This is a genomic window from Streptomyces sp. CA-251387 (genome assembly GCF_050936625.1).
In the GTDB taxonomy this organism is placed as follows: domain Bacteria; phylum Actinomycetota; class Actinomycetes; order Streptomycetales; family Streptomycetaceae; genus Streptomyces.
On the sequence record NZ_JBNJMJ010000001.1, the window covers coordinates 4513414 to 4539671 of the forward strand.

Here is a 26258-nt window from a genome sequence, read left to right on the forward strand (position 1 = left end):
ACGGGGGCGCCGCCCGCAGCAGCGCGAGGGGTTCCGGCGCCGGTGGGGGGTTGCTGTCGATGCTGCTGTAGATGCCCTGCAGATGCTGTTGTATGTGCTCTTGTCTGTGCTCTCGTAGGTGCTGTTCTTCCCGCTGCTCCTACCGCTGTACGCGGCGGAAGAGCAGGTCGTTCACCACATGACCCTTGTCCAGTCCCTGCCCCTCGAAACGGGTCAGCGGCCGGAACTGAGGACGCGGCGCGAACCCGCCGTCGGCCTGGGTGTTCTCGAAGTCGGGGTGCGCGGTCAGCACTTCGAGCATCTGTTCGGCGTACGGCTCCCAGTCGGTGGCGCAGTGCACGAGGGCGCCGGGCTTCAGCCGGGTCGCGGCAAGGCTGAGGAACTCGGGCTGGATGAGGCGCCGCTTGTGGTGCCGCTTCTTGGGCCAGGGGTCGGGGAAGTAGACACGCAGCCCGTCGAGCGAGTCCGGGGCGAGCATCTCGCGGAGCAGGATGATGGCGTCGCCGTTGCCGACGCGTAGGTTGGTGAGCCCGTTCCGGTCGGCGAGGCCCAGCAGATTGCCCTGGCCGGGGGTATGTACGTCGACGGCGAGGATGTTGGTGCCGGGATCGGCGGCGGCCATCTGGGCCGTGGCCTCCCCCATCCCGAAGCCGATCTCCAGAACGACCGGGTTCCCGTTCCCGAACATCTCCCCGAGGTCGACGACGCGCTGCCCGTCGATGTCCAGCCCCCACTTGGGCCACAGCCGCTGCAGCGCATCCGCCTGCCCCGCGGTCACCCTGCTCCGCCGCGGCTGGAAACTCCGGATCCGCCGCTCGAAGTGCGACCCGGCAGGATCGGCCTTGGGCCCGTCCGGGAACCGGGGCTCGCCCTTGGCCCGGGTGTGCCGAACGGAGACACCCGGGAAGTGCGGGGCATGCTCGCCGGAGACGCCGCGCTGCGCGGGGGTGCCGGGGGAGCCGGCTTCGGGAATGTTGAGGGAATCAGACACAGTGGGATCGATTTTACGGCGCCGGTGACACCACCATCTTCAGCCTGAACCGGCCTCGGAGGACGAGGCCGCACCACCTCTCAGGCCAGCAGATGACCGTTGGGAGCCTTCGCCCGCTCCTCGTACTCCGGCACGACCAGGACGTCCACCCCCTCCCCCGCCAGCACCCCGCTCCCATCGGCCCCGGCCACAAACGTGTCCGGCTCCCGCCAGGCCGTCACCACCCGCCGCACCCCCGCCCGCAGGATCAACCGCGCACACGGCACAGGCCGGGACGCGCGCCGCGTGCACGGCTCCAGGCTGCTGTACACCGTCGCGGACGCCAGCCTCGGGTCCCCCGGCGCGATCTTCGCCAGCGCCGCCTCCTCGGCGTGCACCACGGGATCGCCCCCTTCCCGGGAGTGCCCCCGCGCCAGCTCGGTCCCGTCGGCGGCCACGACCACCGCCCCCACACTGAACGCCGTGGCCGACGGCGGACACTGCGCAGCGAGTTCGCACGCCAACGCCAGCCAGTGCCGGTCGGCCGCGGCGGGCAGGACACCGACGCCCGGCGCCGTCGGCTCGTAGCGCATCAGCACGACGTCCTCGATCCGCCGCGTCTCCAGCAGGCGCAGCCGTCCGCCCTGATAGCCGCCCGGCCCGAACAGCCGCGGCGCGTCCGGGTCCCCCACGAACAGCGGTGCCAGCACCAGCTGCAGCTCGTCCGCCAGCCCCTGCTGGAGCAGCTGTGTGTGGATCGTGCCGCCGCCCTCGACCATCAGCCGCTCGACACCGCGCACCTCGCGCAGATGCTCCAGCAGCCCCCGCCACTCCAGCTCCGCGCCCAGCGCGACCACGTCCGCCGCGACCGGCGTCCGCCGCAGCCGCTCCGCGCCCTTCTCCGTCGTATAGACGATCTTCTCGCCGCCGGTGTGCCAGAAGTTCGCCGCCGGGTCCAGCTCGCCGGACGCGCTGACCGTGACCTTCAGCGGATACTCCGGCTTCCCCGCCGCGACCCGCGCCGCCCGCCGCTCGGCGGAGTTCACCAGCAGCCGCGGGTTGTCGGCCCGGATCGTGCCGGCGCCGATGAGGATCGCGTCCACGGACGCCCGTACCTCGTCGACCCGGTCGAAGTCGGCCGGGCTGGACAGCAGCAGCCGCTCGGGGGTGGTGTCGTCGAGGTAGCCGTCCAGGGAGACGGCGGCGGACAGCAGGACGTAGGGGTACGACGGCATCGGCGCGCTCTCCGGCTCGGCTTCGCGGAATCTCGGGCTTGGTTCAAGTTTGAAACAAACCTACACTGGTCGCATGACGACTCGCTGGCTCACTCCTGAGGAGCAGCGCGCCTGGCGCGCGTACATCGCCGCCGCCGCGCTCGTGGAGGACGCGCTGGACCGGCAGCTCCAGCAGGAAGCCGGCATGCCCCACCTGTATTACTCCATCCTCGCCACCTTGTCCGAGGTACCGGAACGCCGGTTGCGCATGACCGACCTGGCGGAAGGGCTGAAGATCACCCGCAGCCGGCTCACCTATGCCGTCTCCCGCCTGGAGAAGGACGGTCTGGTGCGGCGCGAGGACTGCCGCTGGGACAAGCGGGGCAGCATCGCGACCCTCACGGACGAGGGCATGCGGGTCCTGGAGAACGCGGCCCCGGGGCATGTCGAGACCGTACGGTCGCTGCTCTTCGACCGGCTGACCCCGGAGCAGGTCGGACAGCTGGAGGAGATCTTCACGGCGATCGGCGAAGGGTTCCAGGGGGACAGCGCGCACGCCACCCCGGATGAGGTGCCGTGGCGGCGGCGTTCCGCCAAGTCCTGTTCGTGACGCACATGTCCGGCACGTGACGCACATGTCCAGTACGTGACGCGCGCGACAAACCTGTTGCTTCAAATTTAAAGCATGGGGTAGGGTCCTGGATCGAGGAGCTGCTTCAAATCTGAAGCAGCAGGCCCACGGACGGAACCCGGAGAACCCGCATGCCCGACTTCACCGCCGCCGCCACCCAGCGCGCCCGCGTCCGGGTCCCGCTGCGCTTCCACGACGGCTACCGTGCCGACGCCGAACTGGTCACCTTCCACGGACTCGCCGACGGCCAGGAACACGTGGCCGTCGTCCTCGGCGACCCGGCCCCCGGCACCACCCCCCTGGTCCGCCTGCACTCCGAGTGCCTGACCGGCGATGTCTTCGGCTCGGCCCGCTGCGACTGCGGCCCCCAGCTGCGCGAGGCCGTCGAGCGCATCGCCGAGCGCGGCGGCGTGCTGCTGTACCTGCGCCAGGAGGGCCGCGGCATCGGCCTCTACAACAAGCTCGACGCGTACGCCCTCCAGGACCAGGGCCTCGACACCTACGCCGCGAACGCCGCCCTCGGCCTCCCCGAGGACGCCCGCGACTACACGGCGGCCGCCCAGATGCTCACCGCCCTCGGCATCGGCGAACTGGACCTGCTCTCCAACAACCCCGACAAGGCCGACCAGCTGCGCACCCTCGGCATCGAGGTCCGCGACCGCGTCCCCACCGGCGTCTTCGCCACCCCGGACAACGTCCGCTACCTGCGCGCGAAGGTCCTGCAGACCCAGCACACGCTGCCGCTGGGGGATCTGGCGGGGCTCAACGTGGGCTGAAGCGCCCAGGCACAGCACAGGGGCGGGCGCCCGGCACCGGACGCCCGCCCCACAGCCATGTGTACGTCGACTACGGCGTGACCTTCTCGATCGTCACCCCGCCCACACCCGCGGTCGTGTTCGCCGAGTCGCCCGTGCCGAGCTTCACCGGAGCCTCGTCGACCGTGACCGGGCCGGCGAGGTCGACACCGGTGTCGAGGACGCCGATGGTGACGCCGCGCCCGTCGGCCTTCGGGTTCTTCTTCACGAAGTCGACGGCGCCCGTCTCGAAGGACGGGTTGTACGGGTTCTTCGCGGGGGTGTTCTCGTCCGGGCCGGGGTAAGTGGCCGTGGAGGCACTCGACTTGCTGCCGCTTTCGAGGTTCGGCTCCTCCAGGGGTATCTCGTCGCGCAGGTCGATGGCGCGCACGGAGGAGAGCTTCGCGGCGGCGGCGATGGCCGAGTCCGCCTTGCCGGTCGGCACGGTGGCGCGTACGTAGCCGAGCTTGTCGTACGTGCGGCCCACGGAGCCGCCCTTGACGGCGTCCAGCTCGCGGGCGACCTTCTCGGTCTGCCCGGGCGCCGTGGCGATCATCATCGTGACGGTCTTGTCGCGCTGTGCCTTGGCCTGGGCGAGGAGGTCGGCGTCGTCCGAACCGAGCTTGTCGTGGGCGGACTTGACGCCGGGGTCGGCCGCGGTGGCGGTGGAGCCGTCCGCGGCGAGGACGAGGGGGAGGGGCCCGGCCGCGGAGAGCGCGGCGACGAGGCCCGCGGCCACGGCGATCCGGGCGACGCGTCGCGCGCCAGGTATCGGGGCCGGGTGGGGGGTGGGGGGCATGGTGATCCCTGGTGCTGAAGGAACGTAGGCATCGGCGGCCGGATCGAGCACCTTCGACCGCCGCGGTCCGGAATGTGATCCCGGATGATCGCCCAGCTTTCCTCAAGGGACCGATTTCCGTTGATAGTTCACGGAGGGAAGATCACGGACTGGCGGAAACCCGCCATGCGTCACTGGGGACTTATCGGGCCAGGCTGTGACATACGGTGGTCACGGCCGATCAGCCCAGCTGAAGCCGGTCGGCAAGCCCCGCCGCGGTGAACGCGGCCACCAACTCCTCCCGCCCCTCGGTGAAGTGGGCCCAACTGTCGAAGTGGACGGGAACGACACGCCGCGCCCCGAGGATCCGGGCGGCCTCCACGGCCCGGGCGCTGTCGAGGGTGAGCAACCGGCGGTCGAGGACGGCCGTGCGCGCGGCACCGGCGAAGAGGACGGCGGTGTCGACCGGCCCGAACCGCTCGGCGATCTCCTCGACCGGCCCGAGCTGGGCGTTGTCGCCGCTGACGTACACCGTGGGCAGCCCCTCACCGGTCAGCACGAAGCCGACGACCTGACCGACGACGGCTTCGAGCTCCTCGCGCTCCCCCGGTCCGTGCAGCGCGGGCACCCCGGTCACCGTGATCGCACCTCCACCGGGCCGGTCCACCTTCGCGGACTCCCAGTCCGCCAGCCCTTGAGCGGTACCGCCCAGCCGCCCCGCGCCACTGGGCGTGGTGAGGGTGAGCGGCACGTCGGCGAGCAGCGCGCGGCCGGAGACGTCCAGGTTGTCGGGGTGCTCGTCGTGCGAGAGCAACACGACGTCGATCCGGCCGAGTTCGGCGGGCGAGACGGAGGCGGCGGCGGTCTTGGTCAGCGCACGGCCGCCGCCCAGGGGGTAGTGGCCGGGGGCGTCGAAGGTGGGGTCGGTGAGGAGTCGCAGGCCGCCGTACTCGATGAGGGCGGTGGGGCCGCCGAAGACGCGGACGGGGACGGGGGCGGGGGCGGGGACGTGTTCGGTAGTGGTGGTGCGGGTGGCGGCCATCGTCGGACCTCACGGTTGAGTAGGGGCGTATCCGTGAGGCACAGCTAAGCGTGCCTCACGGATGGACGCAACCCCAAACGTGAGATGCCGCCTCCTTACTCTGCGGAGGTACCGTTCGCCGAGATTCACCGGCGACCCGTCCGCCGCCGCACGGAAGGGCGGCCCGTCCGCCACTGCACGGAAGGAACGACCCTGAACACCCCGCTCGCGGAGACCCTGTCCGCGGCTCTGCTCGTCCTGGTGCTGGTCTGCGCCGTCGTCCGGCCCTTCGGCCTGCCGGAGGCGGTGGTCGCCGTTCCGGCCGCCGTGCTCGTGGTCGCCGTGGGGGCCGTCTCCCTGGACGACGCGCGGGCCGAGGCCGAACAGCTCGGCCCGGTGATCGGATTCCTGGCGGCCGTACTGGTGCTCGCCCAACTCTGCGACGACGAAGGGCTGTTCCGCGCGTGCGGGGCGTGGATGGCGCGTACGGCGTCCGGCCGGCCGCGCAGGCTGCTGGTTCAGGTGTTCCTGGCCGCGTCGGCGATCACGGCGGTGCTCAGCCTGGACGCCACGGTGGTGCTGCTCACCCCGGTGGTGTTCGCCACCGCCGCCCGGCTGGGCGCCCGTCCCAAGCCGCACGTCTACGCCTGCACCCACCTGTCGAACACGGCCTCGCTGCTGCTGCCGGTGTCCAACCTGACCAACCTGCTGGCGTTCGCGGCCAGCGGGCTGAGCTTCACCCGGTTCGCCGCGCTGATGGCGTTGCCCTGGCTGGCGGCGATCGCCGTCGAGTACGTGGTCTTCCGCAAGTTCTTCGCCACGGACCTGGACGCGGGCGCGCGGGCCCCTTCGGTCACCGAGCCGGCCGAACTGCCCGTGTTCGCCCTGGTGACCGTGGCGTGCACGCTGGCCGGGTTCCTGCTGACGTCCGCGCTCGGGACCGATCCGGCGTGGGCGGCTCTGGCGGGCGCGCTGACCCTCGCCGCCCGGGCCCTCCTGCGGCGTCGTACGACCCCGAAGGCGCTGCTCGGCGCGGCCTCGGTGCCGTTTCTCGCCTTCGTCCTGGCCCTGGGCATCGTGGTACGGGCGGTCGTCGACAACGGTCTCGACTCGGCGCTCGGCCATCTGATCCCCGGCGGCACCGGGTTGCCCGCCCTGCTCGGCATCGCCGCGCTGGCCGCGGTCCTCGCCAACGTGATCAACAACCTGCCGGCGGTACTGGTTCTGCTGCCGCTGACCGCCCCGGCCGGGCCGGGCGCCGTCCTCGCCGTGCTGCTCGGCGTGAACATCGGCCCCAACCTCACCTACGCCGGCTCACTGGCCACCCTGCTGTGGCGGCGCATCGTGCACGCCCACGAAGGCGAGGTGGAACTGAGGGAGTTCACCCGTCTCGGTGTGTATGCCGTACCGGCAAGTCTGGGCGCCTCCGTACTGGCACTGTGGGCTTCACTGGCCGCCATCGGAGGAGGCTGACCCCATGGCCGTGGTCGTCTGGATCGTCGAGGGCACCTGGCCCGCCTGCGTGGACGCCGCCCGTGCGCACGCCCCGGCGGACGCCGACATCGTCCTGCTGCACGTCACCCCGGCGGATGTCCCGGGTGCGGCGCACGGCGCCTTCGCCGGGCTGCTCGGCCGCGGCCGTCCCGACCGAGATCCCGGCACCCGCCTGGCACACCTGGCCGCCACCTCCGCCGGGCAGCTCCTCCAGACCGCCGCCGACCGCCTGGGCCGGCCCTGCACCCGCAGCCGGCGCACCGGCCGTATCGAGCACGAGGTCGTCGCCGCGGCGGAGGGGGCCGACCTGCTCATCCTGGCCCGCGACGGCGACCGCACCCATCTGGGCCCACGCAGCCTCGGCCCCGCCGGCCGCTTCGTCGTCGACCACGCCCCCTGCCCCACCCTGCTGATCTGGCCAGAACCGGCCCCCGACCTGTCCACCATGCCGCCACCGCCGCGGCATCCTCCACACCACGACTGAGGAGGCCCTACCGGTCAACTCGGAGTCAGGAGAACCTCATTGCGCATCTGTGCGTGCGCGAAGGTAGCGCCACCCGAAGTAGAGCACTCCCAGCGTTCCCCCCACCGCGCCGACCCCGCACAGCACGGTTGCCCAAAGGGCCATGTCCTGCGTGATCCACAACAGGCTCACCACGACCAGCGCGATGGAGAATGACAGCCGCTCCCCATAGCCCAGGCCGCGGCGCCCGGTCAGTCCCTGGCGGCTGTGCATGTGTACGTCACACCCTTCATCTTGATGTCCGTCCAACCGATCCTGGTGTTCAGAGGGACGAAATCCGTACCGCCGCCACCGCCACCACTGTCCTTTTTCCGGCAGTAATAACCGAGCGCATCGAGCTTCTTGAGATCACTCATGGCCTGGTACTTCTTGTAGGACTTGATCATGGCGGCGCGCTTTTCCGCAGGTGTCGCGTTCTTCGCCTGCGAGTACAGGTAACAGCCGATACTGGCACCGATACCCACCCAGGAAGCTCCCTTGGCCAGCGCCTTGGAAAGCCCAGCCGCACCACTGCCGATACCCAGGACGGTACAGATCTCATCAGCGCCGGCGCGGACTTGCTCTGCCGTTGCCGCCTGCGCGACCGGTGCGGCCCTGTCACGTCCCACAGAAGCCGCATACGCCGCGTTCGCACCGACGCCACACATTGCGCCGGTCATGGCAAAAGCGATCGCAGTGGAAATTCCCTTGCTTCGCATACCCACGAAGTCATTCCCCCATGCATTCCGCAATTGCTGGTCAGGCAATTGCTTGATCATTACCAGCGGGGACGCTACCAGCGGGGACATTCATACACAATGGCGAATTTGCACATGTGGCGGCTTCCTTAACGACTCCTTACCGAGGCCGACTTCATGGAATCGGGCGAACTGGCGAAACCCAGGTGGAGCGGATGTAATCCCACAGACCGGACATCAGGGACGCGAGCGCTCGCCGCGGAGAAACCCTCGGCGGGACGCAGGAAGCCCCGGTGCCAGAGAGGCTCTGACACCGGGGCTCTCGGTAGGCCCTGTGGGACTCGAACCCACAACCAATGGATTAAAAGTCCACTGCTCTGCCAATTGAGCTAAGGGCCCAGGCGATGTTGCCACCCCGAGCATAGCCGCACCTGGCCGTGTCTCCGATCGGGTATCGGGGACACGGCCGCGTCGGCTACGGATCCACCGGCTCGGGCGCCCCCACCCGCCCCGCCTCCCGCGCGATCGTCCGCTCGTGCTCGGGGTCGAGGAACCAGTGCCGGGCCGAGGCCAGCCACCAGGTCGTGGCGAAGCCGAGGACGGCCAGGACGGCGACGGGGGCGTAGTTGAAGGTCTCCCAGGTGACCGGCGAGACCTGCGGCAGCATGAACAGCACCGTGATCACGCCGACCCACGCCACCGCCACCACACCCACGGGCCCCGACCAGCGGCCGAGATGCCAGGGGCCCCGCTCGAAGGCGTCGCCCTTGCGCAGCCGCAGCAGCGTCGGGATGACGTACGCGATGTAGAGGCCGATGACCGCGATCGAGGTCACCGCCGCGTACGCCGTCACATTGATCAGGTACGGCAGACCGAGGACCAGCGCCCCGCCCGCCGCCAGCCACACCGCCGCGACCGGCGTGCGGGTGCGGGGGCTGACCGTGTGCCAGACGCGGGAGAAGGGCAGGGCGCCGTCGCGCGAAAAGGCGTAGATCATACGGCTGTTGGCGGTCACCGACGCCATCCCGCAGAACAGCTGCGCCCCGATGACGACGAGCAGGAGCAGCTTGCCGGCCGTCGCCCCCAGCGCGTCGAGCAGGATCTGCGCGGGCGGCGCGCCCGTCGGGGACGCCAACGCGCCCTGGTACGACTGGATCGCGAAGGTGAAGCCCAGCAGGAGCACGAATCCCGCGATCCACGACGTCCAGATCGACCGCACGATGCCCTTCGGGCCCGCCGTGGACGCGTCGTGCGTCTCCTCCGTCATGTGGGCGGAGGCGTCGTACCCGGTGAACGTGTACTGGGCCATCAGGAGGCCCAGCAACACCACATACATGCCGCTTCCCCAGCCCGTGTTGTTCACGAACTCGCCGAACACGAAGGACGCCGACTGGTGCTTGTCCGGTACGAAGGCCAGCGCGCCGACGATCACCGCGACGCCCAGCACGTGCCACCACACGCTGATGCTGTTGAGCAGCGCCACGATCCGGACGCCGAAGGTGTTCAGCAGGCCGTGCAGCAGCAGGATTCCCGCGAAGAGCAGGATCGTCCGGCCCGGCGTCACCTCGAAGCCGAACTGCAGGTTGAGATACGCGCCCAGGAAGGACGCGGCCCCGAAGTCGATGCCGGCGGTCACCGCCACCTGGCCCAGCACGTTGAACCACCCCGTGAACCACGCCCATGCGGCCGCCGTCCGGGGCGGCGCGAGCCGGTGCGCCCAGAAGTACAAGCCCGCCGACGTCGGGTACGCCGAACAGATCTCGGCCATGGACAGGCCGACGAAGAGGGTCATCAGGCCTACGACGACCCAGCCCCAGGTGATCACGGCCGGGCCGCCCGTGTTCATGCCGAACAGGTAAAGGGTCAGGCAGCCCGACAGGACCGAGATGATCGTAAAGGAGACCGCGTAATTGGAGAACGCCGACATGCGGCGGGCGAGAACCTGCGTGTAGCCGAGTTGGGCAAGCCGTTCTTCGTCGGAGAGTTTCCCGGAGGACCGCCCACTCGCTATGTCGTCATCTGTCATGCCCCCAGCGATTCCCTCGCCGGGGGCGTGACATGCGTCACAGCATGGCTAAAAAGCTCGGCTAAAAGACGCCCTTGTAGCCCTGCCAGCCGCTCGCGATCTTCACTCGGGGCCCGAAAGTCCCGTTCCCGGTGCCGGGGTTGCGGTACAGGTTGCCCGCGGTGTCCCGCGCGACCAGGTCGTTCTTCCCGTCCCCCGTGATGTCCCCGACACCGACGATCGCGTTGTACGACCCGCCCCAGTTCGCGACGAGCTCCACCCGTTCCTTCAGCAACCCGTTCCCGGCACCGTCGTAGCGCCACAGCGTTCCGGCCTTGTCCCGCGCGAGGACATCCCCGAAGCCGTCGCCCGTGAAGTCCCCCACGCCCACGATCTTCGTGTAACCGGTCCACGCCGAACGGATCTTGACCCCCGCCTTCAGCTTCCCGGCGCCGTCGTTGGCGAACAGGTAGATGTCACCCGTGGACGCCTTGCGGGCGAGCAGGTCGACCCGGCCGTCACCGGTCAGGTCGCCGGGCGCGGTCAGAACGTTGTACGCGTTCCAGCCGGTGCCGAGCGAGGTGTGGCTGCTCGACGGGGTGTACGACGTCCCGCACTTGCCCGCGTACCGTCGCAGCTCGCCGTTCGGCATGCGGACCAGCATCTCCGCGCAACGGTCCTTGCCCATGTCGCCGAAGGGGACGGCGACCGTTCCGGCGGGCCAGCCGGAGGCGGACTGCTTCCAGTTGAACGCGCCCTTGCCCTCGGTGTAGTGCAGCGTCAGGCCACCCGAGGAGTTGAGGGTGACCAGTTCGCCGTAGCTGTGGCCGCCCTGGTCGTGGTGGCCCTGCAGACCACCGCTGAGCCCGAAGGAACCGCTGGTGGAGTACGTGTCGGTGCCCTCGGCCGCCTTGGCGCTCAGCGTCCAGGTGTAGCGCCCGTTGTACGCGTACGTCCCCGCGTCCGTCATCCCACCCCAGCCGGCGTCGACGGCGGTGCCGGAGCCGGACTCGGTGTGCACGACCCGCCCGCGGGAGTCCTTCACCGTGAAGGTCCAGGAGGCAGGCTTGTTGAGCTGCCAGGTGCTGTTCCAGTAGTAGTCCTTGGCGTCCACGTGGTCGCCACCCAGCTCGGACTCGATCTTCGTCAGCCGCTGCGACGGCACCCCGCTCTGCACCACACGGATCGCCTTGTCCGGGCCGACATACGCGATGTCCCCGCCGAACTTGTCCACCGACCAGGTCAGCCGCCGCTGGTCGGCGGTGTTCCCGGCGGGCAGGTCGGCGATCTCGCGCGCGGCCGCGGCCGTACCGGTGTGGAAGTCGGTGAGCATCAGCTTCCCGGCCGCGCGGTCGTGCCGGACCAGATAACCGTCGCCGACGAGCGCGGGGCCGGACGGCACGGTGATGTTCTTCTTCGCCGTACGGTCGTAGACCCCCGCCGCGCCCGTGCTTCCGCAGTTCCAGTAGACCCAACGGCCCACCACCTGAAGCTCCTTGACCGTGCAGGGCGCGCCCGTGGCGTACGTCCCTACGGTCTTCTTCTGCTCCAGGTCGTAGGCGGTGACGGCGCCGGCGCCGGACCCCGGCGTCCACAGCGCCGAGCCCCACACGGAGGCGGCCGTGATGGATCGGGTCAGCCGGACCTCGTGCACGAGGTACTTCTGGACGGAGTCGACGTACTGCTTCCCGGTCGAAGCCGCGTTGTAGACGTAGTAGCGGCCGGTGGTGTCCACGAACCGGCCACCGGTCACGGCCGGTTCGGTCCCGTGGTACGCGTTCGGCGAGGTATGGATCTGCAAGCGTTCTTTGTCGTACTCGTCGACCTGGAAGTAGCCGACGTTCTGATTGCCGGTGGACCGCAGCGGGACGCAGCCCCCGGCGTCGCACGGCACCCGCTGGACGTGCGTACCGTCCGCGGAGCTGCCGGCGAACCCGCGGGTGGTCTGCGACAGCACCGTGGATCCGTCGGCCGAGATCTCCCGGCCGACCACGTACTGGTAACCGTTCGGGCGGTACTCGACGGTGCTCAGAAAGCCGCCCGCGTAGTCGATCCCCCACACGCCGTCCGTCTGGACGGGCGTCGGCGCGGTCTCCGCAGCAGCCGGGACGGCCGCTGTCAGCGAGCCGGCACCCAGGGCGGCAAGGCTCGCCAAAGTCAGTGCGATCCGGGCATGCCGGGTCAAGGGTCCCTCCCCAGGGAAAGTGAGAAAGGCATGGTGGCGACCGTGTCGGACCCCCCGGCCGTGCTCTCCCATGCGAGTCAAAGGCAACGGATGCTAACAACCGTCACACAGGTTCCGGTAGTGGATTGAGGGCAGGAGAGAAAGCCGTTGCCGCGCCGTGTCCCGCACCGACCCCACAAACGCCGGAAGGGCCCGCACGAGGGAAATCGTGCGGGCCCTTCTCAGCTCAGTGGGCGTCAGCCGTTGCGCTTCCAGCGCGGCTTGTCCTCACGGCGCCCGAAGGAGCCGGAGGTGCCACCACGGTGGTCGTCACGACGGCCGTAGGGGCGCTCGTGCCCGCCGGAGCGGAAGCCCGGGCGGTCGTCGCGGCGGTCGCGGTTGAAGGGACGGTCGCTGCCACGGTGACCGCCGCGCTCGTCCCGGCGCTCGAAGGACCGTCCGGCCGGACGGTCGTCACGGCGGAACCCGCCACGGTCGTCACGGCGCTCGAAGGAACGGCCACCACGGTCACGGTCGAAGGAACGCCCACCGCGGTCGTCGCGGCGGTCGTCCCGGCGGAAGCCGCCACGGTCGTTGTCGCGACGCTCGAACCCACGGTCGCCACGGTCACGGCTGAACCCACCGCGGTCGCCGTCCCGACGCTCGAAGGAACGCCCACCCCGGTCATCCCGGCGGTCATCGCGGCGATCGTCCCGGCGGAAACCGCCACGGTCGTTGTCCCGACGCTCGAACCCACGGTCCCCACGGTCACGGCTGAACCCACCGCGGTCGCCGTCCCGACGCTCGAAGGAACGCCCACCCCGGTCATCCCGGCGGTCATCCCGACGGTCGTCCCGGCGGAAGCCACCACGGTCGTTGTCCCGACGCTCGCGACGCTCGTACGCCGGAGCCTCCGTCTTGTCGACATCCTGCGCCACCGGCTGCTCGGGCACGGCCACCTCGGCGGTCTCGGCCACCGCGGCCGCCTGCGCCTCGGCCACCGCGGCCTCGGGGTCCTCGCCCCGCTCACGCGCCACGCGGGCGACGAGCCGGTCGGCCTCCTCGCGCAGCTCGGCCGCACGCCGCTGCGCCCGCTCCAGCTGCTTGGTGAGGTGGGCCACCTCGCGCTCGGCCTGCTGGGCGGCGTTGCCCGCCGACTCGGCCTGCACCTCGGTCATCGAACGGGCGCCGGTGATCTCGGCGACCTCCGGGTCAAAGGCGGCACCGCCCTGGATGATGTGGCGCGAGGCGTCGACGCCCGCGTCCTCCATCAGCCGGAAGATCTGGCGGCGCTGGTGCGGCAGCGAGAGGGAGACCACGGTTCCCGTACGGCCCGCACGCGCCGTACGGCCGGCCCGGTGCAGGTAGTCCTTGTGGTCACCGGCCGGGTCGACGTTCAGCACGAGGTCGATGCCGTCGACGTGAATACCGCGCGCGGCGACATCCGTCGCGACGAGCACATTGACGTACCCGTCCTTGAAGTCGGCCAGCGTCCGCGTCCGCGCGCCCTGCGTCATGCCGCCGTGCAGGGCGTCGGCCTTCACACCGGCGTCGCGCAGCTGCTCGGCGACACGGTCGGCGCCCAGCTGGGTGCGGACGAAGATGATGGTGCGGCCCTTGCGGGAGGCGATCGCGGCGGTGACCGGCGCCTTGTCCTTGGGCTTCACGATCAGGATGTGGTGCGACATGGTCGTCACCGCGCCCTGCGCCGCGTCGACCTCGTGCAGGACCGGGTCGCTCAGGTACCGGTCGACGAGAGTCTTGATCTCGTTCTCCATCGTCGCGGAGAAGAGCATCCGCTGACCGCCCGCCGGGACCTGGTCCAGCAGCTCGGTGACCTCGGGCAGGAAGCCCAGGTCGGACATCTGGTCGGCCTCGTCGAGGACGGCGACCTCGACGTCCTCCAGGGAGCAGGCACCGCGGTTGATGATGTCGCGGAGACGGCCCGGAGTGGCGACCAGCACATCCACACCCCGCTCCAGGGCGTAGATCTGGTTGCCCATGGACGTACCGCCGCAGACGACCTTCATCTTCAGGCCGAGCTGGTCGCCGTAGGGCTGGAGCGCGTCCGCGACCTGCATCGCGAGCTCACGGGTCGGGGTGAGGATGACGGCACGCGGCTTGTGCTTCTCGGTACGGCCGCCGGAGAGGCGGGCCAGCGTCGGCAGACCGAACGACAGGGTCTTGCCGGAGCCGGTACGGCCGCGGCCCAGGATGTCCTTGCCGGCCAGGGCGTCCGGGATGGTCGCGGCCTGGATCGGGAAGGGGGTGGTCACGCCGTTCTGCGCGAGCTTGCGCACGACGCCCTCGGGGAGACCGAGGTCGGCGAAGGTGACCTCGGGGGTCTCGGTCGCCTCGTCGTTCTCGCCGTTCTCGGGCACGACGACGTGATCAGTACTGGAAATGGACATGCGTATGCGAAACCTTCCGGAGTCTCGTCGGCACGCGCCCGTCAACTCCGTGATTCGCAATACGACCGCCTCAATGCGGTCCGCCACGGCAAGGGAGAGTACGCGCCACACGGCGCGCTCTGCAGTGGCGCCGGGCAAATGGGATCAAACGATCTACCACCATACGCACCCCCAACCCCCCAAGGCAAACCGAGTGCCGCCGGTGTAGGCAACGTCACGTGCCACCGCCGCGGCACCCCCACCGGGCCCTCCCTCACACCGGCGCCCCCGCGGCCGGCGCCGGCTCCCGCCGCCCCAGCTGCGGCCCCGTCTGCTCGTGCGCCGACGACGACGGCTCGGCCTGCGTGGGCGTCGGCGAGGCAGACGTCGGCTGCTCGGTCGGTGTCGGCTCCGGATCCGGCGTCCGGGTGGGTGTCGGCTCCGCCGTACGGGTGGGCCCCGGCTTCTCCGTCGCCCCCGGCCGCGCCGGCTTGCCCCCCGCAGGAGCGGACGCGCTCACGTCCGCGGACGGCGAAGCCGAAGCAGACGCGGACTCCCCGGCACCCTTCGCCTTCTTGCCCTTGCCACCCTTCCCCTTGCCCTCACGCTTCCCGCCCTCCGCATGAGCCCCCACCCCGGAGCCACCACCCGACACGGCCGACCCCCCGTCGGGCGCCTCACCGCCCCGCTGCCCGGCCGAGTGCGACGGCTTCGCACCCCCGCCTGAGCCGTCGTCACCCACGCTCATGCAGCCGGCGGCAGCGGCGACGGCCATGACCGTGACGGCCAGACGGACGGGTACGTACAAGGGGCGCACGGGAGCCACCTCCAAGGGCGGGCGAAGAAGTCAACCTGCCCAACTCCCGCCGCCCACAAGAGGACACGCGCCCCGCATTCACAGGTTCACAGGCTCCTCTGAGCGCCGGTCACCCATACCCGAGCGCATGCAGCCGCGCGTCGTCGATCCCGAAGTGATGCGCGATCTCATGCACCACCGTCACCTCGGTCTCCTCGACGACCTCCTCCCGCGACTCGCACATCCGCAGCGTCGGCCCTCGGTAGATCGTGATCCGATCCGGCAGCACACCGGCGTACCACTCCCCGCGATCGGTGAGCGGAGTCCCCTCGTACAACCCGAGCAGCTCGGGATCGTCCGCGGGCGGTTCGTCCTCCACGAACACCGCGACGTTGTCCATCAGCCGCGTCAGCTCCGGCGGAATCCGGTCCAGCGCCTCGGCGACCAGTTCCTCGAACTCCTCGCGTGTCATCTCCAGCACAGGCCCATTGTCGGGTACGACACCGCCGTACAGGAGCCGCCAACGGCCCCGCATATCCGCCCCCACCCCTGGGCATACGGGACCAATGGCCCGCGTCCCCGCCGCAGTCCTGAAAGTCCTCGGTCACCTCCCCAGGGCCCCGCGCGCCCTCGCCCGCCGCTACGCCACCCGCCGTCCACTCCCCACACCGGAACTGGTCGCGCAACCCCACCCCTGGGGCCGCGCCCTCGGCCTGGTCACCGTCGTCCTCCTCGGCGCCTGGCTCGGCCTGCTGATCGTCGGCAACGTACGCGTCCCCGTCGGCCCCATGAACACGACGATGACCCTGCGCCCCTCCCTCACCGGCGGCACGAAGATCAACGTGTCCCCCCTCGGCGCCCTCCAACTGGACAGCCATGTCGCCCCCGTCCGCCTGGACGTCAACGTCGACCAGCTCGACCCCGACCGCTCCCAGGCCCTCGTCGACCACCCCGAACGCCTCTCCGGCCTCCAGGACGAGGTGGCCCACGACGTCGCCCACGGCACCCGCGACCTGGCCCTGCGCTCCTGCGTGGCCGTCGTCTCCGGCGCCACCGCCCTCGGCCTCGCCGTCTACCGCCGCCCCCGCCGCGCCCTCGCCGCCGGCGGCCTCGCCCTCACCCTCCTGGCGGCGTCGGGCGGCACGGCGTTCGCCACCTGGAACCCCGAATCGGTCCTGGAACCGAAGTTCTCAGGACTCCTCTCCTCCGCCCCGTCCCTGGTCGGCAACGCGCGCAGCATCGTCACCGAATTCGACGTCTACCAGAAGGAGTTGGCCCGCCTGGTCACCAACGTGACCAAGCTCTACGACGCCACCTCCACGCTCCCCGCCTACGCACCCGACCCGTCGACGATCCGCGTCCTGCACGTCTCCGACATCCACCTCAACCCGGCGAGCTGGAAGATCATCGCCTCGCTCGTCGACCAGTACAAGGTCAACGTGATCGTCGACTCCGGCGACACCATGGACCACGGCACGGCCGCCGAGAACGGCTTCCTGGACCCGATCGAGGACCTCGGCGCCCCGTACGTCTGGGTCCGCGGCAACCACGACTCCCGCGTGACCCAGCGCTACCTGGAAGGCCTCAAGAACGTCCACGTCCTGGACGACGGCAAGGCGCAGACCATCGCGGGCCTGCGCTTCGCCGGCATCGGCGACCCCCAGTTCACCCCCGACCGCACACAGGCCCCCGGCGGCGACGCGGCGAACGAACTCGCGGGCGCCCGCCTGGCCACGTCCCTGCGCGACCAGAAGACCGCGGGGTCCCCGGTCGACGTCGCCATCGCCCACGAACCGGTGGCGGCCCGCCAGACGGACGGCGAGGTCCCCCTGGTCCTGGCCGGCCACGTCCACCACCAGGAGATGGAGGTCCTGCCCTACGGCACCCGCCTGCGCATCGAAGGCTCCACCGGCGGCAGCGGCCTGCGCGCGGTGGAAGGCAAACACCCCGACCCCATCCAGACGTCGATCCTCTACTTCGACCGCGACACCCGCCGCCTCCAGGCCTGGGACGAGATCGAACTGGGCGGCCTGGGCCTGACGACCGCGGAGGTACGCCGCCACCTGGTGGAGGAGAACCAACCGGGCGCGACGGACTCCCCGACCCCGACCCCGTCCCCCTCACCCAGCCCCTCCCCGTAAACCGTTTTGGCGATACCTCCCGCCATCCCATATGCTTCTCACGTCCCCGACGCGCTGAGAAGCGCCCAGGCGGGCCGATAGCCCTCATCGTCTAGCGGCCTAGGACGCCGCCCTTTCAAGGCGGTAGCACGGGTTCGAATCCCGTTGGGGGCACGCAGTACGGTGTGCGACACTGTCGTACACATCGCTTGGTCCTGTGGAGCAGTTTGGAGTGCTCGCCACCCTGTCAAGGTGGAGGCCGCGGGTTCAAATCCCGTCAGGACCGCAAAGGCTTTACAAAAAGCCTTGATGGCTGGGTAGCTCAGTTGGTACGAGCGATCGCCTGAAAAGCGATAGGTCGCCGGTTCGACCCCGGCCCCAGCCACATCGAGGCCCCGATCTTCGGATCGGGGCCTTTTTGTGTGTCTCATGTCTCGCTGTACGAGCGATCGCGCAGGCGGGCGGGGGGGGCGGGGCGTCGGAAAGGCGGGCAGGAGGCGGGCCGCGGGCATCTGGCCCCACCGCCGGAGGCAAAAGCGTTCGCCTCGGATTTCGTCGGGATGCGATCCTGGATCGCGTATGTCTACGCACCCTGCCCCCGCCCTCGGCGCCCTCGCCCCCCGCCTGACCGAGCTCTCGCTGCGCGATGCCCAGCGACTCGGCCGGCGGCTCGAAGGTGCGCGCAAGATCCGTAAGCCGGAGGCGCGGGCCGCCGTGCTCGCCGAGATCGAGGCGGAGATCGCCAGGGGCGAGGAGCGTATCGCCACGCGGCGCACCCGTGTGCCTGCGGTCACGTATCCGGAGCAGCTGCCGGTCAGTCAGAAGAAGGACGACATCGCGGCCGCCATCCGCGATCACCAGGTCCTGATCGTCGCCGGTGAGACCGGGTCCGGGAAGACGACCCAGATCCCGAAGATCTGCCTGGAGCTCGGACGTGGTGTCCGCGGCATGATCGGGCACACGCAGCCCCGCCGTATCGCCGCCCGTACGGTGGCGGAGCGCGTGGCGGAGGAGCTGGACACGCCGCTCGGTGAGGCCGTCGGCTGGAAGGTGCGGTTCACCGACCAGGTGAACCCGGACGCCACCTTCGTCAAGCTCATGACGGACGGCATCCTGCTCGCCGAGATCCAGACCGACCGCGAGCTGCGCGCCTACGACACGATCATCATCGACGAGGCCCACGAGCGGTCCCTCAACATCGACTTCCTGCTGGGGTATCTGGCCCAGCTGCTGCCCAAACGGCCGGATCTGAAGGTCGTCATCACCTCGGCGACCATCGACCCCGAGCGTTTCTCCCGGCACTTCGACGACGCGCCGATCATCGAGGTCAGCGGGCGGACGTATCCCGTGGAGGTGCGTTACCGGCCCCTCCTCGAGGAGGACAGTGAGGACTCCGACCGGGACCAGATCACCGCGATCTGCGATGCCGTGGAGGAGCTTCAGGGCGAGGGCAAGGGCGACATCCTCGTCTTCCTCTCCGGTGAGCGGGAGATCCGCGACACGGCGGACGCGCTGGTCAAGAAGAACTACCGGTTCACCGAGGTCCTGCCCCTCTACGCCCGTCTCTCGCATGCCGAGCAGCACCGGGTCTTCCAGCCCCACACCGGGCGCAGGATCGTTCTGGCTACGAACGTCGCCGAGACCTCGCTGACCGTCCCGGGCATCAAGTACGTCATCGACCCCGGCTTCGCCCGGATCAGCCGGTACAGCCACCGCACCAAGGTCCAGCGGCTGCCCATCGAGGCGATCTCCCAGGCCAGCGCCAATCAGCGCAAGGGCCGCTGCGGCCGTACCTCGGACGGCATCTGCATCCGCCTGTACTCCGAGGACGACTTCCTCGCCCGCCCGGAGTTCACGGACGCGGAGATCCTCCGTACGAACCTCGCCTCCGTCATCCTGCAGATGACCGCGGCCGGCCTCGGCGACATCGAGAAGTTCCCGTTCATCGATCCGCCGGACCACCGCAACATCCGCGACGGCGTGCAGCTCCTGCAGGAGCTCGGCGCGCTGGACCCGACGCAGAAGGACGTACGCAAGCGGCTGACGGACACCGGCCGCAAGCTCGCACAGTTGCCCGTCGACCCGCGCCTGGCCCGCATGGTCCTGGAGGCCGACAAGAACGGCTGTGTCCGCGAGGTCATGGTCATAGCGGCCGCGCTCTCCATCCAGGACCCTCGCGAGCGCCCCGCCGACAAGCAGGCCCAGGCCGACCAGCAGCACGCCCGCTTCAAGGACGAGACCAGCGACTTCCTCGCCTATCTCAACCTCTGGCGCTACATCCGCGAGCAGCAGAAGCAGCGGGGATCGAGCTCCTTCCGGCGCATGTGCAAGCAGGAGTACCTCAACTTCCTGCGCATTCGCGAATGGCAGGACATCTACACCCAGCTGCGCACGGTCGCCAAGCAGATGGGCATCCACCTCAATGAGGACGACGCCCCGGCCGACCGCATCCATGTCTCCCTCCTCGCCGGCCTTCTCTCCCACATCGGCATGAAGGATGTGAAGGAGTCCAAGGACTCTGGCCCCGGCGCCCGCAAGGACGGCGGCCGGAACGAGTACCTGGGCGCCCGCAACGCCAAGTTCGCGATCTTCCCGGGCTCGGCGCTCTTCAAGAAGCCCCCGCGCTTCGTGATGTCGGCGGAGCTGGTGGAGACGAGCCGCCTCTGGGCCCGCGTCAACGCCAAGATCGAACCGGAGTGGGTGGAACCGCTCGCGGAACACCTGCTGAAGCGGACGTACTCCGAACCGCACTGGGAGAAGGACCAGGCGGCGGTGATGGCGTACGAGAAGGTCACGCTGTACGGCGTCCCGATCATCGCGCAGCGCAAGGTGAACTACGGCCGTGTCGACCCGGAGGTCAGCCGCGAGCTGTTCATCCGCAACGCCCTGGTCGAGGGCGACTGGCGCACGCACCACAAGTTCTTCGCCGACAACCGCAAACTCCTCAGTGAGGTCGAGGAGTTGGAGCATCGGGCGCGGCGCCGGGACATCGTCGTCGACGACGAGACGCTGTTCGACTTCTACGACCAGAAGGTGCCCGACCACGTCGTCTCCGGCGCCCACTTCGACTCCTGGTGGAAGCACAAGCGGCACGAGCAGCCGGACTTCCTGGACTTCGAGCGCGAGATGCTCATCCGGGAGTCGGCGGAGGCGGTCACGAAGGCCGACTATCCGGACTCGTGGCGGCAGGGGCCGCTCAAGTTCCGTGTCACGTACCAGTTCGAGCCGGGCGCGGACGCGGACGGTGTGACGGTCCACATTCCGCTCCAGGTCCTCAACCAGGTCACGGACGAGGGCTTCGACTGGCAGATCCCGGGCCTGCGTGAGGAGTTGGTGACGGAGCTGATCCGTTCCCTCCCGAAGCCGATCCGCCGCAACTATGTGCCGGCGCCGAACTTCGCCAAGCGGTTCCTCGATACGTCCGTCCCGCTCCAGGAGCCGCTGACGGTCACGATGGCGCGTGAGCTGAAGCGCATGGTCGGAGTCCCCTTCACCGCCGACGACTTCGACTGGTCGAAGGTTCCCGACCATCTGCGCATCACGTTCCGGATCGTCGACGAGCGGCGCCGCAAGCTGGCCGAGGACAAGGACCTGGAGGCCCTGAAGCTGCGCCTGAAGCCGAAGGCGCGCAAGGCCCTCTCCCAGGCCGCGGCGGCCACCGCGTCCCGCGAGGGCGGCGAGTCCCTGGAGCGCAAGGGCCTGACCGACTGGACCATCGGCTCCCTCACCCGCGTCTTCGAGACCCGCCGCGCCGGCCAGCCGGTCAAGGCGTACCCGGCGCTGGTGGACGACGGCGACACGGTCTCCGTGCGCCTCTTCGACACGGAGGCGGAACAGGCGCAGGCGATGTGGAAGGGCACGCGCCGCCTGATCCTGCGCAACATCCCGGTCAATCCGGCGAAGTTCGCATCCGAAAAGCTGACGAACGCCCAGAAGCTCGCCCTGTCCGCCAACCCCCACGGCTCGATCCAGGCCCTGTTCGAGGACTGCGCGACGGCGGCGGCGGACAGGCTGATCGCCGACTTCGGGGGGCCGGCGTGGGACGAGGAGTCGTACCGGAAGCTGTACGACAAGGTGCGCGCGGAGATCGTCGACACGACGGTCCGTACGGTGGACCGGGTGCAGCAGGTCCTCGCCGCCTGGCAGGCCGCAGAACGCCGTCTGAAGGCCGTACGCAGCCCTGCCCTGCTCGCAAACCTCACGGACGTGCGGAAGCAGCTGGACGCCCTTGTGAAGCCCGGTTTCGTGACGGAGGCGGGCCTGCGCCGGCTGCCCGACTTGATGCGCTACCTGATCGCGGTGGACCGCCGGCTCCAGCAGATGCCGACGAACGTCCAGCGCGACACGACGCGCATGGAGAAGGTCCACGAGATGCAGGACGAGTACGCCTGGCTCCTGGAGCAGATGCCGCAGGGCCGCCCGGTCCCGCAGCAGGTCCTGGACGTCCGCTGGATGCTGGAGGAGCTCCGCGTCAGCTACTTCGCCCACGCGCTCGGCACGGCGTACCCCGTCTCCGACAAGCGGATCGTGAAGACGATCGACGCGCTGGCACCGTAACGGCCTGTGCACGCAGGGTGAGTTCGACCAGGGGGCTCACCCTCCTGTACAGTCTCTTCTCGCAGCGCAACGCACGAATGGCGCAGCGAAACCTGGTCCTGTGGAGCAGTTTGGAGTGCTCGCCACCCTGTCAAGGTGGAGGCCGCGGGTTCAAATCCCGTCAGGACCGCAGTAGGAAGAAGGCCCGCATCCCTCACAGGGTGCGGGCCTTCTTCATGTCCCGGTTCGCGGGAGTCCGGGGGATCACAGGGCCGCAGGGGCCCTCGACACCTTGACGGCGTCACATTCGCTCGGTACCCAGAACTCAGGGCACCTTCCCCGCGTGGCCCCCGGAGGTGGCGTATGGCGGCATCGGCAAGGCACGAGACGCGGGCACTGCTTCGCGCGCACCTGTCGGCCGCCTCATCCTTTCGGCATCTCACCCGCCACTGCCCGATCTGCCACCACCTGCTCCGCCTGGCGATGGACTCCGCCCCGCGCACGCCTCGGACGGCTCCGGCCGAGGTCACCGAGGACGAAACCGCTTCCACTGCCTGACCTCTCGCGGACCTCAACTCCCGTGCCTCCATGGGGCGCTGGAACACGCGTCCCCCCTTAGCGCACTTGCGCCGGAGGCAACAAGCACCGGGGCGTGTGACGGGTGTCACCGCATGAGTTTCCGGGAACGCGGTACTTACACCCTGCCTACAACTGGTCAATTTAATATGTGCAATTGCACCAGCTTCCAGCGATCGCCCGGCACACGCTCAGTGACCACCCATCGGCCGGCCAAGGGCCGCCCAAGGAACGCCCAGGGGCGACTCCACAGGAGATCCGACAGCCCTCCCCAGAGTCCGACAAGCCTGCCCACAGGACCCCGGTCGGCGCACGCTCCGCACACAAAAAAGATCGCGCTGGACCCGGCGGAGTCCAGCGCGATCGACGACGCACCCTTGTCACGTGCCTGAAGAGCTCTGATCGGCTTGGGCGTGGGCTCTGTTGGGGCAGAACCCGCGTCGCTTGGAGCTAGGGTTCGGGCGCCACGGCAAGTTGGGGGAACCGCCGGTTTGCCCGGTTATGAAGTTGTTCAGGCCTCGCTGCGCTGCTGCGGGATGCCCGCGAGCAGTGCGCGCACCTCAGCCTCGCGGTAGCGGCGGTGCCCGCCGAGCGTACGGATGGAAGTAAGCTTCCCGGCCTTCGCCCACCGCGTGACCGTCTTCGGGTCCACACGGAACATGGTGGCGACCTCAGCCGGGGTCAGCAGCGGCTCGGCATCAGGGGTGCGAGCGGTCATGAGCGGCCTCCTCGGGAGAACCGAACCTTCTCGGTTCTTTCCTCTAAATTCTGCACCTTGACCCGCGTTGCCCGAAATGGCGGACGCGAGTCGAGTCGGTTATAGGACGAACGGCTTGTCCTCGGCACTACAACTACACCATCTGTCCAGCCGCGTCGGCCAAACCGATGGAATTGCCCTCCCAGGTGTTCATCAGCGACGGAAGCCGATGGACCATGCCATAGCGGACAGTCACGCCACTGTGACGATCAGTCACAGTGGCGCGCAGGAGTCTCAAGACCCCCCAAAGCGTGCAATGTCGAGCTAGAGCCCTCCCCGGACTCCTTGTCCTATTTTGGCACGAGGAAGGGTTAGGGGCGCAAGAGCCGCGTAAGTGCGGTCCGTCACGCTTACACGCGTTGACTCATCCTTGATGCATACGCCCGGATCGGGTCCTACGTCCCACTTGACGAGGCATCAAGAACCTCAGAGCGAGCACGAAACCCCAAAACGGGCGGCCCGTCAAACGCCAGTTCGTTACCTCACAGAGTGCGCCAGATCACACAGGACCGCTCGGTCCGGACCGCTCAGTTCGCCGACCGGCGGTCCCGCACCGCCCGCCACCGCTCCACGAGCCGCGCGTATGCCGCCCCCGCGGCCGCCCCGTCGCCGAGCCGCAGCGCCTCGATGCCGTCGGCCACATCGGCCGCCGAGTGGTCGTCCTCCAGCTCGCCGATCGGCAGGGTGTGCACCAGGCCGCCGTAGTCCAGCTCGACCAGGGAGCGCGGATGGAACTCCTCCAGCCAGCGCCCGACGTCCACCAGGCCGTCGATGAGGGGCCCTTCGTCGATGGCTTCCTTCAGCGTCCGCAGGGCCCGCGCCACCCGCCGCCGCGCCTGCACCATCGGCGTCCGGTAGCGCAGCATCGGCGGGATCTCGCCCGAGCCCTTCTCGAAGCGCCGCTCCTCGTCCGACACCAGCACGAACCAGTGCAGCGGCACCTGCCAGGTCGAGGTACGGATCCAGGGCCGGGCATCCGGGTTGCGGGCCAGCCAGCGCTCGTAGTCCTGGGCCGCCTGGCGCCGTACGACCTCCGGCAGCACCGCCTCCAGCACCGGCTTCGGCAGCTCCTCGGCGAGCTCCCCGAGCGCCTGCCAACCCCGCAGCCGGGTGCGCCACGGGCACACGCACAGCACCCCGTCGGCCTCCAGCACGAAGGCGTCGCTGCTCTCGTGCACCGGCACCGGGATCGGCGGGGTGGGCAGCAAGTCGGCCAGGGAGCGGCGCAGTTCGTCCTGGTACGAGGGACGGTCGGGGCGGCGGGCGTAGCGCGCCCAGTGGCTGCGCTCCGGCTCCGGGAAGGCGGCCAGCGGCTCGTACACACGCAGATAGGTCGCGTACGGGACGATCACCGAGGACACCTTGGGCACGCCTGCTCCCTCCCCCGCCGTCTGCCAGGAAAACCTGCGAAACCCGCTCACAAAGTGGCGGGAAAACTATGCAAATCGTCGCACGGCTGTACTCCGGGAGTAGGTGATCCTGAGCACTGCGGGTTGGAGGGGCGCTTCCGGGTCTAATCTCATGCTCACAGCACCCGCCACCTGTACGGGAGCTCGCTCCAATCGCCGCAACGTACTCAGGAGTCACCACAGTGACCGACGTAACACACGGCGTCCTGCACACCCTGTTCCACTCGGACCAGGGGGGTCATGAGCAAGTCGTGCTCTGTCAGGACCGCGCCAGCGGCCTCAAGGCCGTCATCGCCATCCACTCCACCGCCCTGGGCCCCGCCCTCGGCGGCACGCGCTTCTACCCGTACGCGACCGAGGAGGAGGCCGTCGCCGACGCGCTGAACCTCGCGCGCGGGATGTCGTACAAGAACGCCATGGCCGGTCTCGACCACGGCGGCGGCAAAGCCGTGATCATCGGCGACCCGGACCGCATCAAGAGCGAGGAGCTGCTGCTGGCCTACGGCCGGTTCGTGGCCTCGCTCGGTGGGCGGTACGTCACCGCCTGTGACGTCGGTACGTACGTCGCCGACATGGATGTCGTGGCACGCGAGTGCCGCTGGACGACCGGACGCTCCCCGGAGAACGGCGGCGCGGGCGACTCCTCCGTGCTCACCGCCTTCGGCGTCTACCAGGGCATGCGCGCCTCCGCCCAGCACCTGTGGGGCGACCCGTCGCTGCGCGGCCGCAAGATCGGCATCGCCGGCGTCGGCAAGGTCGGCCACCACCTGGTGGAGCACCTGCGCGCGGAGGGCGCCGAGGTCGTCATCACGGACGTCCGCGAGGAGGCCGTGGGCCGGATCCTCGCCGCCCACCCGACGGGCGTGACGGCCGTCGCCGACACCGCGACCCTGATCCGCGTGGAGGGCCTCGACATCTACGCCCCCTGCGCGCTCGGCGGGGCCCTGAACGACGACACCGTGCCCGCGCTGACCGCGAAGATCGTCTGCGGCGCCGCCAACAACCAGCTCGAGCACCCGGGCGTCGAGAAGGACCTCGCCGACCGCGGGATCCTCTACGCGCCCGACTACGTGGTGAACGCCGGCGGTGTCATCCAGGTCGCCGACGAACTGCACGGCTTCGACTTCGACCGGTGCAAGGCGAAGGCCGCGAAGATCTACGACACCACGCTGGCCATATTCGCACGTGCGAAGGCGGACGGGATTCCGCCGGCCGCCGCGGCCGACCGGATCGCCGAGCAGCGGATGGCGGAGGCGCGCGGGGCACGCTGATCCGCACAAGCGCTCGACCGGACCCTCAACACGGGTTTGGCCGGTACCCGCCGGTGGGCAGTTGGAGAGAACTCTCACTCTTACCGGCGGGTCGACCGCCAATAAGTGGTTAAAATCGCGGTTGACCAGCGA

Annotated in this window: 20 protein-coding genes, 5 tRNA genes and 1 pseudogene; 12 read left to right on the plus strand and 14 right to left on the minus strand. The window is 69.6% G+C overall.

Features of this window, described 5'->3' with window-relative positions; genetic code table 11:
- Positions 1-139: 139 nt before the first annotated feature.
- Together trmB and ACQEV2_RS20120 are read right to left on the minus strand one after the other, a co-directional pair.
- Positions 140-991, minus strand: a complete 852-nt coding sequence (trmB, locus tag ACQEV2_RS20115; protein WP_433043117.1) for a tRNA (guanosine(46)-N7)-methyltransferase TrmB — start codon at positions 989-991, stop codon at positions 140-142.
- Between the two features lie 80 nt (positions 992-1071).
- Complete coding sequence (locus tag ACQEV2_RS20120) at positions 1072-2205, minus strand: dihydrofolate reductase family protein (protein ID WP_433043120.1); 1134 nt, start codon at positions 2203-2205, stop codon at positions 1072-1074.
- A gap of 73 nt (positions 2206-2278) precedes the next feature.
- Here ACQEV2_RS20120 and ACQEV2_RS20125 point away from each other — a divergent pair, with 73 nt between their 5' ends.
- On the plus strand, positions 2279-2794 hold the full coding sequence (locus ACQEV2_RS20125) for a MarR family winged helix-turn-helix transcriptional regulator (protein ID WP_433043123.1): 516 nt from the start codon (positions 2279-2281) through the stop codon (positions 2792-2794).
- 152 nt (positions 2795-2946) lie between these two features.
- Positions 2947-3591, plus strand: coding sequence for a GTP cyclohydrolase II (locus tag ACQEV2_RS20130; protein ID WP_433043126.1), 645 nt, complete (start codon positions 2947-2949; stop codon positions 3589-3591).
- A 169-nt stretch (positions 3592-3760) separates the two neighbouring features.
- Here ACQEV2_RS20130 and ACQEV2_RS20135 read toward each other — a convergent pair.
- Together ACQEV2_RS20135 and ACQEV2_RS20140 are read right to left on the minus strand one after the other, a co-directional pair.
- Positions 3761-4408: pseudogene (locus tag ACQEV2_RS20135) on the minus strand (S8 family serine peptidase); the annotation flags it as partial.
- A gap of 220 nt (positions 4409-4628) precedes the next feature.
- Positions 4629-5429 carry an MBL fold metallo-hydrolase gene (locus tag ACQEV2_RS20140; RefSeq protein ID WP_433043129.1) on the minus strand — a complete coding sequence of 267 codons (801 nt, stop codon included), beginning with the start codon at positions 5427-5429 and terminating at the stop codon, positions 4629-4631.
- A 192-nt stretch (positions 5430-5621) separates the two neighbouring features.
- Between ACQEV2_RS20140 and ACQEV2_RS20145 the strand changes: the two genes are divergently transcribed.
- Together ACQEV2_RS20145 and ACQEV2_RS20150 are read left to right on the plus strand one after the other, a co-directional pair.
- Positions 5622-6881, plus strand: coding sequence for an SLC13 family permease (locus ACQEV2_RS20145; RefSeq protein WP_433054607.1), 1260 nt, complete (start codon positions 5622-5624; stop codon positions 6879-6881).
- A gap of 4 nt (positions 6882-6885) precedes the next feature.
- Entirely contained in the window at positions 6886-7386 is a 501-nt protein-coding gene (locus ACQEV2_RS20150; protein ID WP_433043132.1) for a universal stress protein, read from the plus strand.
- Positions 7387-7422: 36 nt separating this feature from the next.
- Here ACQEV2_RS20150 and ACQEV2_RS20155 read toward each other — a convergent pair whose 3' ends face one another.
- The 8 genes from ACQEV2_RS20155 to ACQEV2_RS20190 all read right to left on the minus strand — a co-directional run bounded on the left by ACQEV2_RS20155 (position 7423) and on the right by ACQEV2_RS20190 (position 15938).
- A complete protein-coding gene (locus tag ACQEV2_RS20155) occupies positions 7423-7638 on the minus strand; it encodes a hypothetical protein (protein ID WP_433043135.1) in 216 nt (71 codons plus the stop codon).
- Complete coding sequence (locus ACQEV2_RS20160; protein ID WP_433043138.1) at positions 7617-8213, minus strand: hypothetical protein; 597 nt, start codon at positions 8211-8213, stop codon at positions 7617-7619. Before ACQEV2_RS20160 ends, ACQEV2_RS20155 begins: the two co-directional genes overlap by 22 nt.
- Before the next feature lie 215 nt (positions 8214-8428).
- A tRNA-Lys gene (locus tag ACQEV2_RS20165) sits at positions 8429-8501 on the minus strand.
- 76 nt (positions 8502-8577) lie between these two features.
- Positions 8578-10128 (minus strand): amino acid permease, encoded by a 1551-nt coding sequence (locus ACQEV2_RS20170; protein WP_433043141.1) that lies wholly within the window; start codon positions 10126-10128, stop codon positions 8578-8580.
- Positions 10129-10189: 61 nt separating this feature from the next.
- A complete protein-coding gene (locus tag ACQEV2_RS20175) occupies positions 10190-12292 on the minus strand; it encodes an FG-GAP-like repeat-containing protein (RefSeq protein WP_433043144.1) in 2103 nt (700 codons plus the stop codon).
- A gap of 236 nt (positions 12293-12528) precedes the next feature.
- The gene (locus ACQEV2_RS20180) at positions 12529-14682 is read right to left on the minus strand and encodes a DEAD/DEAH box helicase (protein ID WP_433043147.1); all 2154 of its coding nucleotides are present in this window, start codon (positions 14680-14682) and stop codon (positions 12529-12531) included.
- A gap of 253 nt (positions 14683-14935) precedes the next feature.
- Positions 14936-15478 (minus strand): hypothetical protein, encoded by a 543-nt coding sequence (locus ACQEV2_RS20185; RefSeq protein WP_433043150.1) that lies wholly within the window; start codon positions 15476-15478, stop codon positions 14936-14938.
- Positions 15479-15587: 109 nt separating this feature from the next.
- Positions 15588-15938 carry a metallopeptidase family protein gene (locus ACQEV2_RS20190; RefSeq protein ID WP_211362888.1) on the minus strand — a complete coding sequence of 117 codons (351 nt, stop codon included), beginning with the start codon at positions 15936-15938 and terminating at the stop codon, positions 15588-15590.
- Between the two features lie 85 nt (positions 15939-16023).
- Here ACQEV2_RS20190 and ACQEV2_RS20195 point away from each other — a divergent pair, with 85 nt between their 5' ends.
- From ACQEV2_RS20195 to ACQEV2_RS20225, 7 genes are all read left to right on the plus strand, one after another.
- The gene (locus ACQEV2_RS20195; protein ID WP_433043154.1) at positions 16024-17598 is read left to right on the plus strand and encodes a metallophosphoesterase family protein; all 1575 of its coding nucleotides are present in this window, start codon (positions 16024-16026) and stop codon (positions 17596-17598) included.
- Positions 17599-17678: 80 nt separating this feature from the next.
- Positions 17679-17751 (plus strand) — tRNA-Glu (locus ACQEV2_RS20200).
- 37 nt (positions 17752-17788) lie between these two features.
- Positions 17789-17863, plus strand: a tRNA-Asp gene (locus ACQEV2_RS20205).
- Between the two features lie 25 nt (positions 17864-17888).
- Positions 17889-17962, plus strand: a tRNA-Phe gene (locus ACQEV2_RS20210).
- A gap of 194 nt (positions 17963-18156) precedes the next feature.
- The gene (gene hrpA, locus ACQEV2_RS20215) at positions 18157-22134 is read left to right on the plus strand and encodes an ATP-dependent RNA helicase HrpA (protein ID WP_433043157.1); all 3978 of its coding nucleotides are present in this window, start codon (positions 18157-18159) and stop codon (positions 22132-22134) included.
- Between the two features lie 94 nt (positions 22135-22228).
- Positions 22229-22303, plus strand: a tRNA-Asp gene (locus ACQEV2_RS20220).
- A 173-nt stretch (positions 22304-22476) separates the two neighbouring features.
- The gene (locus ACQEV2_RS20225; RefSeq protein WP_433043160.1) at positions 22477-22671 is read left to right on the plus strand and encodes a DUF6274 family protein; all 195 of its coding nucleotides are present in this window, start codon (positions 22477-22479) and stop codon (positions 22669-22671) included.
- Between the two features lie 529 nt (positions 22672-23200).
- On the opposite strand, the gene bldC is transcribed toward ACQEV2_RS20225, so the two are convergent.
- The gene (gene bldC, locus ACQEV2_RS20230; protein ID WP_003949541.1) at positions 23201-23407 is read right to left on the minus strand and encodes a developmental transcriptional regulator BldC; all 207 of its coding nucleotides are present in this window, start codon (positions 23405-23407) and stop codon (positions 23201-23203) included.
- Between the two features lie 566 nt (positions 23408-23973).
- Complete coding sequence (locus ACQEV2_RS20235; RefSeq protein WP_433043163.1) at positions 23974-24816, minus strand: hypothetical protein; 843 nt, start codon at positions 24814-24816, stop codon at positions 23974-23976.
- A 221-nt stretch (positions 24817-25037) separates the two neighbouring features.
- On the opposite strand from ACQEV2_RS20235, the gene ACQEV2_RS20240 reads away from it, so the two are divergent.
- Positions 25038-26126, plus strand: coding sequence for a Leu/Phe/Val dehydrogenase (locus ACQEV2_RS20240; protein ID WP_433043166.1), 1089 nt, complete (start codon positions 25038-25040; stop codon positions 26124-26126).
- Positions 26127-26258: the final 132 nt, after the last annotated feature.

Coding starts and splice junctions, on each gene's coding strand:
- ACQEV2_RS20120 (WP_433043120.1), bottom strand. CDS start 2,205: ATGCCGTCGTACCCCTACGTCCTGCTGTCCGCCGCCGTCTCCCTGGAC.
- ACQEV2_RS20125 (WP_433043123.1), top strand. CDS start 2,279: ATGACGACTCGCTGGCTCACTCCTGAGGAGCAGCGCGCCTGGCGCGCG.
- ACQEV2_RS20130 (WP_433043126.1), top strand. CDS start 2,947: ATGCCCGACTTCACCGCCGCCGCCACCCAGCGCGCCCGCGTCCGGGTC.
- ACQEV2_RS20140 (WP_433043129.1), bottom strand. CDS start 5,429: ATGGCCGCCACCCGCACCACCACTACCGAACACGTCCCCGCCCCCGCC.
- ACQEV2_RS20150 (WP_433043132.1), top strand. CDS start 6,886: ATGGCCGTGGTCGTCTGGATCGTCGAGGGCACCTGGCCCGCCTGCGTG.
- ACQEV2_RS20155 (WP_433043135.1), bottom strand. CDS start 7,638: ATGCACAGCCGCCAGGGACTGACCGGGCGCCGCGGCCTGGGCTATGGG.
- ACQEV2_RS20160 (WP_433043138.1), bottom strand. CDS start 8,213: ATGTCCCCGCTGGTAGCGTCCCCGCTGGTAATGATCAAGCAATTGCCT.
- ACQEV2_RS20170 (WP_433043141.1), bottom strand. CDS start 10,128: ATGACAGATGACGACATAGCGAGTGGGCGGTCCTCCGGGAAACTCTCC.
- ACQEV2_RS20180 (WP_433043147.1), bottom strand. CDS start 14,682: ATGTCCATTTCCAGTACTGATCACGTCGTCGTGCCCGAGAACGGCGAG.
- ACQEV2_RS20195 (WP_433043154.1), top strand. CDS start 16,024: ATGGCCCGCGTCCCCGCCGCAGTCCTGAAAGTCCTCGGTCACCTCCCC.
- hrpA (WP_433043157.1), top strand. CDS start 18,157: ATGTCTACGCACCCTGCCCCCGCCCTCGGCGCCCTCGCCCCCCGCCTG.
- ACQEV2_RS20225 (WP_433043160.1), top strand. CDS start 22,477: ATGGCGGCATCGGCAAGGCACGAGACGCGGGCACTGCTTCGCGCGCAC.
- bldC (WP_003949541.1), bottom strand. CDS start 23,407: ATGACCGCTCGCACCCCTGATGCCGAGCCGCTGCTGACCCCGGCTGAG.